This is a genomic window from Streptomyces katrae (genome assembly GCF_000717655.1).
Classification (GTDB): Bacteria; Actinomycetota; Actinomycetes; order Streptomycetales; family Streptomycetaceae; genus Streptomyces; species Streptomyces katrae_B.
Window position 1 is genome coordinate 217,560 of the sequence record NZ_JNZY01000015.1, and the last position, 11,823, is coordinate 229,382.

An 11,823-nucleotide genomic window follows, 5' to 3' on the forward strand; every position below is an offset into this window, starting at 1 on the left:
TGACAAATTCCCGTTCATTCGAATTCGGCGCCCTTCTCAGGCCTTATGAATAAGGCAGTAGACGAACCCCCCGGGTTCAACCCGAAGGAGTGATCGTGAACAAGATGCGTCGTTTGACAACTGTCGGATCGGTGGCCGCGGTTCTGTTGCTGGCGGCGGGTTGCGGAAGCGGCGACAATACTGCGCGCAACTCGAACTCCGTACAGCCGGCGGGGGCCGGCAAGCCCCTCGGAGGCGCATACGACACGGGCTACGGCGGCGCGGGCGGCTACGGGGCGGACGCCGCCGCCGGCTCCGGGTCGGGCTCGGACGTCGGCTCGGGCTCGGGTGCAGGCTCGGGCACCGGCTCCGGCAAGGCCGGGCCGGCGGGACAGCTGTCCGTACGCGACATCGCGAGCGTGGGCAGCGTGGTCACCGACAGCGCCGGAATGGCCCTCTACCGCTTCGACAAGGACACGCCCCAGCCCCCCAAGTCCAACTGCGAGGGGGACTGCGCCACCACATGGCCCGCCGTCCCGGCCGACGACGCGTCGGCCGCCGCCGGGATAGACGCCGCCCTCCTCGGCTCCGTCGCCCGGGCCGACGGCAGCAAGCAGCTGACCCTCGGCGGCTGGCCCGTGTACCGCTACGCGAAGGACACCAAGGCGGGCGAGGCGAAGGGCGAAGGCGTCGGCGGCACCTGGCACGCACTGGCACCGGACGGCAAGAAGGCGATCGACAAGAAACAGAAGACGGACGGCGGCGGCGGAACGGGGGGGATGGATATGAAGGCGGGCACGGAACTCTCCGTGGCCGACAACGAGAAACTCGGCAAGATCCTGGTGGACGGGAAATGGCGCACGCTCTACCGATTCGACAAGGACAGCGCGTGGCCCATGAAGTTCGGCTGCCTCGGTGCCTGCCTGGACACGTGGAAGCCCGCCCCCGCCGTGGACAAGGCGAAGGCCGAGGGAATTGCCGGAAAGCTGGTCGGATCGGTGAAGCGGCCCGACGGCAGCGAGCAGCTGACGATCGACTGCTGGCCGGTCTACACGTTCACCGGCGACACCGAGCCCGGCCAGACGAACGGGCACAACAAGCAGGGGCTCTGGTTCGCTGTCACCCCCGAGGGCAAGAAGGTGCCCCCGACGGCGTGACGAGCCCCGGGCCGTCGTGTCCCGCGCCGCAGGCCCCGATCCCGCCCCGACCCCTGTGAGGCAGCCAGCCATGCCCCGTTCACCCCGTATCGCCGCTGCCGCCGCGCTGCTCGCGACGCTGCTGTGCGGCGGCTGCGCCGCCCGGGTGGCCGCCGGTCCGCAGGATCCCGCCGCGAGCTCGTCCGCCCCGGCCTCGTCCGCCCGCCCCGCCCCGCTCCAGGAGATCGCCGCCGCCCTCGGCTGCACGCCCGAGATCACGGTCGACGCGGAGGAACTCCGGGAGGGGGCGTGCGGAGCGGGCCAGGAGGGCTTCCGGATGGCCACCTTCACCACCGAGCAGGGCCGGCAGACCTGGCTGACGGAGGCGCAGATGTACGGCGGCACCTACCTCGTCGGGCCCACCTGGGTCGTCACGGCGGCATCCGCCGAGGCCCTGGCCCCCGCCCGCAGCCGCCTCGGCGGAACCATCGAGACCGCTCCGGGCCACGGTGCCGCCGCGGCCGGCCCCGGTGCCGGTCCCGGCGCGTCCCCCGATGCCCCACACGACGCCCCCCACGGCTCCTCCCACACCGGCGGGCACGACTCCCCGCGTCCCGCCGCCTCCTGAGGGGGCGTCCGGCCCGGCACCGCGGTTAATTGCGGTGCCGGGCCGCTGCCGTGTCCCTACACTCGCTCTCATGCCGCCACGGGATGTGGTGTGCGATTCGTCGATCGAGGGGAGCCGGGCCGTGTGTCACCGCATCGCCGTCTTCGTTCCCCGGTCCCGGTACGACGTGATCCTGGTGTCTTCGCCTTCCCGATGACGGCTGCGCGGCCGCCATCGGATGTCCGCGACGGATGACACGACCCTTTGATCGGCAGGCATGCCGGCCCCGTGTGCCCGGGCTTGCCCGGGCCGTGGTCAGGCCCTGTCCCGGTACGTACGTCCTCGTCCTTCCTTCGTCCGGAAATCGCGCTGCCCTCTTCTCGATCCGGCAGAAAGACCTCGGGCCATGCGCACCGACCAGAACACCTCGACCACCGTCCGCAACCTCGGCATCCTCGCGCACGTCGACGCCGGGAAGACCACCGTCACCGAGCGGATCCTCTACGCCACCGGGGCCACCCACAAACGCGGCGAGGTCCACAAGGGCACGACCGTCACCGACTACGACCCCCAGGAGCGCGACCGTGGCATCACCATCTTCGCCGCCGCCGTCAGCTGTACCTGGGACGGCCACCGCATCAACCTGATCGACACACCGGGACACGTCGACTTCTCCGACGAAGTGGAACGCTCGCTGCGCGTACTGGACGGGGCGGTCGCGGTGTTCGACGCCGTCGCCGGAGTCGAACCGCAGAGCGAGTCGGTGTGGCGGCAGGCCGACCGCCACGGCGTGCCGCGCATCGTGTTCGTCAACAAGATGGACCGTGTCGGCGCCGATCTCGACCAGGCGGTCGCGTCCGTACGGGAGCGGCTGCACGTGGTCCCGCTGGTCGTCCAGCTGCCCATCGGGCAGGAGGACGGCTTCACCGGGGCGGTGGACCTCGTCCACATGCGTGCGCTGGTCTGGGGTGAGGGGCCCGAACCGTTCGTGACGGGCGCCGTACCCGAGGCCCTCTACGACGAGGCACGCCGCCGGCGACGGCTGCTGGAGGAGCGGGTGGCGGAGCTCCATCCGGCCGCCCTGGAGGAATACTGCGCCACGTCGGCGCTCTCCGCCTCCACGCTGACCGCCGCGCTGCGCGACCTGACCCGCAGCGGTGAAGGCGTCGTCGTGCTGTGCGGCTCGGCGTACCGCAACCGCGGGATCGAGCCGCTGCTCGACGCCGTCGTGTCCTACCTCCCCTCGCCGGCCGACATGCCTCCGGTACGGGGGACCAGCGGCGCGGCGGTGGAGGAACGGGCCGCCGATCCGTCGGCACCCTTCGCCGCGCTGGCCTTCAAGGTGAGCGCGACGGCGACCGGCCGGCTGACCTGCCTGCGGGTCTATTCGGGAACGATGAGGAAGGGGGACACCGTGCTCGACGCGGGCACCGGCCGGACCGAGCGGATCGGACGGATCCTGCACGTGCAGGCCGACCGGCACGCCGAGGCGGACCGGGCCGTGGCCGGAGACATCGTCGCCGTGGTCGGCCTCAAGGGCACCCGCGCCGGCTCCACGCTGTGCGCACCGGACGCTCCGCTCGTCCTCGAACCGCCGAAGGCCGCCGCACCGGTGGTGTCCGTGGCGGTGGAGGCGGGCAACAGCACCGAGACGGCGCGTCTGTCCTCGGCACTGGCCGGACTGGTCGAGGAGGACCCCTCGCTCGTGGTCCGGACTGATCCCGAGACGGGCCAGACGGTCCTGTCGGGCATGGGCGAGCTGCACCTGGAGGTGGCGGTGGAGAAGATCCGCCGCAGCCACGGGCTGCACATCGCGGTGGGCCGCCCGCGCGTGGCGTACCGGGAGACGGTGGCGCGCGGCGTGACGGGTCTGGTGTACCGGCACGTCAAGCAGGACGGCGGCGCCGGTCAGTTCGCCCATGTGGTCCTCGACGTCGAGCCCCTGGAGGACGGGGACGCCGGCAGCGGCGGGGCCGGCGGTGACGGCGCGTTCGAGTTCCGGTCGGCCGTCGTCGGCGGGCGGGTACCGCAGGAGTACGTCCGCGCGGTGGAGTCGGGCTGCCGGGACGCGCTCGCCGAGGGCCCCCTCGGCGGCCATCCGGTGACCGGGCTGCGGGTCACCCTGACCGACGGGGCCACCCATCCCAAGGACTCCTCGGAGATGGCGTTCCGGGCGGCGGGCAGGTTCGCGCTGCGCGAGGCCCTGCGCGCCGCCGAGATGGAGCTGCTGGAGCCGGTGGTCGAGGTCGTGGTGACCGTGCCCGACGACGCCGTCGGCGGGGTGCTGGGCGATCTGGCCGCGCGGCGCGGACGGGTCTCGGGCTCGGCGGCGAGGACGGGGACCACGGCGGTCACCGCCACCGTGCCGCTGGCCGAACTGTTCGGCTACGCGTCCCGGTTGCGCAGCCGCACCCAGGGCCGGGGCACGTTCACCGCCCGCCCCACGGGCTACGCCCCCGTCCCGGCGGCGGCGTACCAGCAGGCCCTGTCCGGCTAGTACGCGGCACGACGCTCAACCATTCCTGGAGGAGGCATCCGCCTCCTCCAGGAACCCCGCGGGGAAGGGCTGTTCGGCCCAGATGGTCTTGCCGCGGGCGTGGTAGCGGGTGCCCCAGAGCTGGGCGAGCTGCGCCACCATGAACAGCCCGCGCCCTCCCTCGTCGGTCTCCTCCGCTCGCCGTACGTGGGGGGAGGTGCTGCTGCCGTCCGAGACCTCGCAGATCAGCTCGCGGTCGCGGATCATGCGCAGCTGGATCGGCGGACTCCCGTAGCGGATCGCGTTGGTGACCAGCTCGCTGACCACCAGCTCGGTGGTGAACTCCAGCTCCTCCAGCCCCCATACGGTCAGCTGGCGCGTCGCGAGCGTGCGGGCGCGGCCGACGACCTCGGGCTCGGCGGGCAGGTCCCATGTGACGTGGTGGCCCGCGTCCAGTTCGTGGAGGCGCACCATCAGCACCGCCACGTCGTCCTGCGGGAGCACCGGCAGCAGCCGGCCGATCACCGCGTCGCAGGCCTCGTCCAGTCCGTTCCCACGGCGACCGGGTCCGGACGGCGCGGCGAGCGGGATGCCCGCCAGCGCCTCCGGGATCCGTTCGAGGCCGAGGTCGACGCTCCGGTCGGGCGCCGCGACCAGGCCGTGCGTGTACAGCACCAGTACGTCCCCGTCGTCCAGCGTCAGCTCGGTGCTCTCGAACGGCGATCCACCGAAGCCCAGGGGAGGCCCGGCGGGCAGGGCGACGAGGGCGGGCTCCCCGCCCACCGGCGCGAGCACCGGCGGCGGATGTCCCGCGCGGGCCACGGCGCACTGCCGCGAGATCGGATCGAAGACCGCGTACACACAGGTCGTCCCGGCCGCCCCGCCGGGGCGCGGGCCGCTGAACTCGTCCTGGCCGTGCTCGTCCACGAACCGGTGGATCTGGTCGTCCATGTACGAGAGCAGCTCGTCGGGGGAGAGGTCGAGGTCCGCGAGGGTCCGTACGGCGGTACGCAGCCGGCCCATGGTCACCGCGGCGTTCAGGCCGTGCCCCTGCGCGTCGCCCACCACCAGCGCCACCCGGGCGCCCGACAACGGGATCACGTCGTACCAGGCCCCGCCCAGCTCCGCGTGGCCGTGCGCCGGCAGGTAGCGGGTCACCGCCTCCAGGGCGCCGAGGACGGGCAGCCGCTGGGGCAGCAGGCTGCGCCGCAGGGCCAGGGCGGCCGTCCGCTCCCGCGTGTAGCGGCTCGCGTTGTCGATGCACACCGCCGCGCGGGCCGCGATCTCCTCGGCCAGCAGCACGTCGTCCGGCTCGAACCCGTGGGCGCGGGCGTGGCGTACGAAGACGGCGGCGCCGAGCACCGCCCCGCGGGCGGACATCGGTACGAGCAGCCAGGAGTGGACTCCGTACGCACGGACCCGCCCGGCCTGCCGGGGGTCGACGGGGGTGAGTTCCGCGATCAGCTCCTCGCCCGTCAGCAGCAGCGGCTCGCCGCTGGCCATGGCCCGGGTGAACAGGGAGCCCGGCCCGGTGGTGAAAGGGTCGGGATCGCCCGTTGCGACCGCCGCCTTCACCGGGATCCCGGGTGCGGAGGAAGTCGCCGCGCGCAGCAGCGTCTCGGCCTCGCCCACCGGGCCGACGAGCGGCTCCACGCCGCCGAAGACCTGGGCGGGGAGGTTGACGTAGGCGTGGTCCGCGAACTCCGGGACCGCCACGTCGACGAGCTCCTGCGCGGTGTGCAGGACGTCCAGCGTGGTGCCGATGCGCGTGCTCGCGTCGTTGATCAGCGCCAACCGCTCACGGGCCCGGGCCCGTTCGGTCACGTCGGCCACGGCGTGCGCGAGCGCGATCAGCTCGCCGGAGCTGCTGCGCAGCGGCAGGATGGTCTCGGACCAGACGTGCTGCCGGTCGGGATCACCCCGCAGCAGGCCCCGTACCTCGGTCTGGACCAGAGCCTCACCGGTCTCCAGGACATGGCGCTGCCGCGCCTCGAGGGCCGCCATGTCCAGCAGATCGGGCGGCGCCACCTCGGACATGGTCCGCCCGACGAACTCCTCGTTCGCGAACCCCCCGCCGCGCCGCAGGGCGTCGTTCTGCGCGATGAAGCGCAGCTGCGTGTCGAAGATGTCGATGAGGAAAGGGGACTCGGTGAACAGCCCCCTGATCAGGGCCTCGCTGAGCTCCTGCCGGCGCGTGGCGTCGGTGTCGGTCGCCTGGATCAGCCACTGCCGGTCACCGGTGGTGGACACCATGGGACGCGCGTGCAGCGCCACCTCGACCCCGCGCCCGCTGCGGTGCCGCAGGACGGCGTGCCCGAGCTCCGTCCGCCTGACCAGCAGATCCGACCCGCGCCACCCGTGCACCTCCCGGGCGGTGTACCCGAGCAGCCGCTCCGCCCCCGGGCCCCAGCCGATGACCACGCCGCGCGCGTCGAGGAGGGCGTAGGTGTCTTCGTCCGCATCCGAAAACACGCCGGAGGCATCGCGGAACACCGGGTCGTGCATCGCTGCGCCCCACTTCCGGATCTGCGGAACGACTCCTGCCCTACCCGTGCAATTATCGCTCTGCGTCACCGCTTGTGCAGCGTGGGTCGGGACCTCAGCCCGAGACGGCCTTGGCCCAGCCGCGGTTGACGGTGTCCCTCGCCTTCTCCGTCTGTGCCTCCGTCGGAAACGCCGGGGTGCCTTCGACCGTCGGCAGTTTCTCCGCAGCGGCCTTGTCGAGGGTGCCGTCCTTCTTCATCGCGTCCATCAGGACGGGGCGGGCATAGGCGCCGAGCCGGATGTTCTGGCCTTCCGGGCTGAAGACGTACTCCTGCCACAGACGTGCCGCCGCGGGGTGCGGGGCGTCTTCGTTCACCCCGTTGGCGTAGTACTCGGCGAAGCTGCCGTCGAAGGGGATGGCGGTCCGCCAGTCGACGTCCGTGCCCTTCTCGCGGAACGCGTCGGCGTATCCGAGGTTGAGGAAGTCCCAGTCGATGCTGATCGGGGTCCGGCCCTCCGCGATGGCGGCCGGTGACGATTCGACGGGGATGAAGTTGCCGTTCTTGCTGAGCTCGGCGAAGAAGTCGATACCGGGCTGGATGTCGTCGAAGGACCCCCCGTTCGCCAGGGCCGCCGCATACACTCCGGCGAAGGCGGAGGCGGACCTGGTGGGATTGCCGTTGAGCGCGACCTGGCCCTTGTACTCGGGCTTGCGCAGATCGGCGAAGGTCGAGGGGCAGGTCTTGACGCGCTTGGCATCACAGCCGATCGAGATGTAGCCGCCGTAGTTGTTGTACCAGCGGGCCTGCGGGTCCTTCTGTTCCTCGGGGATCTGGTCGTACGCGGCGACCTTGTACGGAGCGAGCAGGCCCTGCCGAGCCGCGGACTGCGCGAACGAGCCCCCCACGTCGATCACGTCGGGGGCGCGGCCTTCGCCCCTGTGCTCCTTCAGGGCGTTGACCTCGTCCTGGCTGGTGCCCTCCGGGTTCTCCGCCGTGACCTTGATCCCGTACTTCCTCTCGAAGCCGTCGATCAGCGCGCCGTAGTTGGCCCAGTCCCTCGGGAGCGCGATCGTGTTGAGTGCGCCCTCCTTCTTCGCTGCTGCGGTCAGTGCCGCCATGCCGCCGGCGTCTGCCGCGGAAGTGGCCACCGCGGGCGTTCTGGGCACGGCGGCGGGCTCGTCCCCGCAGCCACCGAGGGGCGCCGCCGTGAGGGCCAGGCAGGCGGCGACGGAGGCGGTACGGAGACGGGGTGCGGGCACAGAGGCTCCATAACGGGCGGTCGCGTACTGATCGAGGCCAGCGTACGGGCGGCGGCCTCGGCGGCGCAGTCCCAGACGGTGGTGTCCGCCGTCTTGCGTGCGGCTGCCGTACCGGCGCGTCCTCAGACCCCCTCGTCGTCCCACCCCTCCAGGAGCGCGTTCCCGAGATCCGCCCCGGGCGGCGCAGGCCCGTCGTGGAGGGCCTGCTCACTCCAGATGATCTTGCCGCGGGCGGTGTAGCGGGTGCCCCAGCGCTCGGCGAACTGCGCGACGAGGAACAGGCCGCGGCCGCCCTCGTCGGTGTCCGCGGCCCGGCGCAGGTGCGGGGACGTGCTGGACCCGTCGGAGACCTCGCAGACCAGGCACCGGTCGTACAGCAGCCTCACCCGGATGGGCTCGGTGCCGTAGCGGATCGCGTTCGTCATCAGCTCGCTGAGGATGAGTTCCGTGGTGAACACGATGTCCTCGAGGCCCCAGTCCACCAGCCGGCGGGCGCACGCGTTGCGCACCGGGGACACCGCCGCAGGTTCGGGGGACAGGTCCCACTCGGCGATCCGCGCAGGGTCCAGCAGTCGGGTGCGGGCCACCAGCAGCGCGACGTCGTCGCTGGGCCTGGTGGGCAGCATCGCGTCGATCACCGCGGTGCACGTTTCCTCCGGGGTGCGGGCGGGCCCGGCCAGGGCGGCGCGCAGCGCGGCCAGGCCGGCGTCCGGATCGCGGTCGCGGCTCTCGATCAGCCCGTCGGTGAAGAGCGCCAGCCGCGAGCCCTCGGGCACGGTGAGCGTCATGGTCTCCATCGGCAGACCCGCGCCCAGGCCCAGCGGCGGGGAGACCGGCACGTCGGGGAAGGACACGGTTCCGTCGGGGTGGACCAGGCCGGGACCCGGATGCCCGGCGGTGGCCGCGGTCACCTGCCCCGAGACGGGATCGTAGATGGCGCACAGGCAGGTGGCTCCGGTGATCCCCTGCCACTCCTGCTCGTCGGCGTCGATGTGGGCGACCAGCTCGTCCAGGTGGCTCAGGAGTTCGTCCGGGGGCAGGTCGAGGGTGGAGAAGTTGTACACGGCGGTGCGCAGGCGGCCCATGGTGGCGGCGGCGTGGAGACCGTGTCCGACGACGTCACCGACCACCAGGGCCACCCGGGTGCCGGGCAGCGGGATGACGTCGAACCAGTCACCGCCCACCCCGGCCTGGGCGGCCAGATAGCGGTGCGCGACCTCGACGGCGGACTGCTCCGGCACGCCCCGGGGCAGCAGGCTGCGCTGCAGCGTGACGGCCATGGTGTGCTCGCGGGTGTAGCGGCGGGCATTGTCGACGGACACGGCCGCCCGGGCGGTCAGCTCCTCGGCGAAGGACACGTCCTCCTCGTCGAACGGCGGGGAGCCCTGCCCCCGCCAGTAGCCGGCCATCCCCAGCACCACGCCCCGGGCCCGCAGGGGCACGACGATCAGGGAGTGGATGCCGCGGTCCAGGATCTGCGAGGCGTTGGCCTGGTGCTGGGCCCGCCAGCGGTGGGTGGCGCGCAGGTCGGCCTCCAGGACCGCGTGGCCGCCGGCCAGCCCGGCGGCCATGGGACCGGCGGGGGCGAACCGGATCAGCTCGCCGACGGGGGTGAGCGGGTGGTCGCCCTGCAGGCCGACGACGGCGGTGCGGCGCATCTCCGTGTTCGCCTCGGGCGGCTCCTCGCCGCGCAGCACCGGGTCCAGCAGGTCGACCGTGACCACGTCGGCGAACCGCGGGACCGCCACTTCCGCCAGTTCCTGCGCGGTGCGCTCCACGTTCAGCGTCGTTCCGACCTGCACCCCCGCGTCGTAGAGCAGCTTCAGCCGCTCCCGGGCCACCTCCGCCCTGCCGGAGAGCGCCCGCAGCTCGGTGGTGTCGCGCAGCGTGACGACGGTCCCGGCCTGACCGTAGGGGGCGGTGGGCCGGATGTTGACCGCCAGCAGCCGATCGGCTGCCATGTGCAGCTCGTCGGTCGCCGAACGGCCCGATGCGATCGGATCGGCGATCCCCTCCTCCAGGCCCAGGTCTTCGACGGGGAGCCCTTCCGCGTCCACCGGCAGATCCAGCAGCCGCCGCGCCTCGTCATTGGCCAGCAGCAGCCGTCCGCCGCCGCCGACGATCAGCACGCCCTCTCGCACCGCGTGCAGCACCGCGTCGTGGTGCTCGTACATCCTCGTCATCTCGGCCGGTCCCAGGCCATGGGTGCGGCGCAGCAGCCGGCGGCTCACCAGAGCCGTCCCGCCCGCGGACAGGGCGAGCACCGTGGCTGCGCTGCCGAGGACCACCGGCAGCTGCCGGTTCACCATGCTCTGTACGTTCTGGACGGTGACCGGGGAGGCGACGACGGCGATGACCGCGCCGTGGGAGTCCTTGACGGGCACCACGGAGACCACGGACCGGCCCAGGGACCCTTCGAACGTCTCGGTGAAGGACTTGCCGGCCGCCGCCCCGGCGAAGGGACCGACGACGCGTTTCCCGATCTGTTTCGGGTCGCTGTGGGCGACGGTGACCCCGTCGAGCGTGTACACGTTGATGCCGTCGACCTCGGCGATCTTCCGGGCCGCCTCGGCGCTCGGCTGCAGCAGCGCGCTCGGATGGGGGCTGCGCAGGGCCGCGACGATTCCCGGGGATTCCGCGAACGTCCCGGCGGCGGCGAGCGTACGGTGCCGGGCGTCCAGCATGGCCGCGCTGCGGGACTGCACCACGAGGGCCGCCACCGCTGCGGCGACGAGGAGCACCACGACGGCCAGCTGCAGGAGGAACACCTCGCCGGCCACGCTGCGCACGCTCAGCAGGGAGGACAGACGCTGCGGCCGCCGCGCCCTTGCCTCGGGGGGCCGGGCGTGCTCCTGGTGCTCCTGGTGGCGTCCTGAGCGGGGACGCCGAGGGGGAGAGGAAGAGCTCGTGGTCGAGCCGAGCAGCCACCGCCGGAAAGGTCCCAGGAGGTTGCTCATAGTCCATTCTCTAACCTCTACGGGCTGTCGGCAGCGGGGGGAGCGACGGCCGCGGCGCAGCAGCGGTCCGGGCGCCCCTCCGCAGAGCGGGGGCGTGGCGTTCGACGCCGGGCCCCACCACCTCTGGCCAGGCCCCCGAGGAGGTGCGACACCGTCCGTCGATCCCGGTGCGTTTCCTTCCCCGCGGGCGGGTGCTCGCGCCCGCGGACGCCGCGTACGAGGAAGGCCCCGACCGGTGTGTACCGGTCGAGGCCTTCGGTGTCGTTCTGCCGCTCAGACGGAGACGGGGCTGCCGAGCATCGCGGACGCCTGCTGGAGCGGGCTCGGGGCCACCACGGGAGCCTCGGGCAACCCGCGGACGACGAAGCCGAGCTGGGCCATGGCCCGGATGACCTCGCCGGCGCTGAAGTCACGGCGGTCCTGGCGGGTGATGACCTGTCCCACCTGCATGACGGGGTAGGCGCGACGGCCGATGACGACCGATTCACCCACGACGGTTTCGGGCTTGACGCCCTTCATCGATTCCTGCACGCCGGCCTTGGTGAGGTCGAACGGGAACCGGGCGATGACACAGCGCATGATGCCTCACTCGCGGGAAGAGGGGGAAGTACGGAAGGGGGTCTGAGCTGGGCGCGCGGGAGCTCTAGGCCGCAGCGTCGAACGTGCCCTGGCGCCGGCCGCCGCTGCGCGAGGCCGAGGGGCGGCCGCGCCGGCCGCGCGAGGAGGCGCTGCGCTTGGGGCGCTCGCTCACCGGCGCCGTGATGACGACGGGGATGCCGGACGGGGTCCGCGCGCCGGTGATGCGTTGCAACTCGGCCTCACCGGAGCGGACCTGGGTGGTCTGCGGGGTGATCCCGGCGGCCTGCATGAGGCGGGTCATGTCGCGTCGCTGGTTGGGGGTGACGAGGGTGACGACGCTGCCG

General features: G+C 72.6%; 7 protein-coding genes and 1 pseudogene. 3 read left to right on the top strand and 5 right to left on the bottom strand.

The window, feature by feature from the left end:
* Positions 1-104 precede the first annotated feature (104 nt).
* The 3 genes from IF09_RS0120485 (at position 105) to fusA (ending at position 4,219) form a co-directional block, all read left to right on the top strand.
* Positions 105-1,136, top strand: a complete 1,032-nt coding sequence (locus IF09_RS0120485) for an SCO0930 family lipoprotein (protein WP_030297745.1) — start codon at positions 105-107, stop codon at positions 1,134-1,136.
* Positions 1,137-1,206: 70 nt separating this feature from the next.
* Positions 1,207-1,743, top strand: a complete 537-nt coding sequence (locus tag IF09_RS40425; RefSeq protein ID WP_051832685.1) for a hypothetical protein — start codon at positions 1,207-1,209, stop codon at positions 1,741-1,743.
* A gap of 385 nt (positions 1,744-2,128) precedes the next feature.
* On the top strand, positions 2,129-4,219 hold the full coding sequence (gene fusA, locus IF09_RS0120495; protein WP_030297748.1) for an elongation factor G: 2,091 nt from the start codon (positions 2,129-2,131) through the stop codon (positions 4,217-4,219).
* 15 nt (positions 4,220-4,234) lie between these two features.
* Here the strand turns inward: fusA and IF09_RS0120500 are convergent, their stop codons facing one another.
* From IF09_RS0120500 to IF09_RS0120520, 5 genes and pseudogenes are all read right to left on the bottom strand, one after another.
* Positions 4,235-6,703: a SpoIIE family protein phosphatase gene (locus IF09_RS0120500; RefSeq protein WP_051832687.1), complete on the bottom strand. Its 2,469-nt coding sequence runs from the start codon at positions 6,701-6,703 to the stop codon at positions 4,235-4,237.
* Between the two features lie 94 nt (positions 6,704-6,797).
* Entirely contained in the window at positions 6,798-7,943 is a 1,146-nt protein-coding gene (locus IF09_RS0120505) for an ABC transporter substrate-binding protein (protein WP_030297752.1), read from the bottom strand.
* A 122-nt stretch (positions 7,944-8,065) separates the two neighbouring features.
* Positions 8,066-10,732: a SpoIIE family protein phosphatase gene (locus IF09_RS0120510; RefSeq protein ID WP_030297755.1), complete on the bottom strand. Its 2,667-nt coding sequence runs from the start codon at positions 10,730-10,732 to the stop codon at positions 8,066-8,068.
* Between the two features lie 441 nt (positions 10,733-11,173).
* On the bottom strand, positions 11,174-11,479 hold the full coding sequence (locus tag IF09_RS0120515; RefSeq protein WP_030297758.1) for an SCO5918 family protein: 306 nt from the start codon (positions 11,477-11,479) through the stop codon (positions 11,174-11,176).
* Positions 11,480-11,543: 64 nt separating this feature from the next.
* Positions 11,544-11,823 (bottom strand): annotated as a pseudogene (locus tag IF09_RS0120520) (ATP-dependent helicase); the annotation flags it as partial.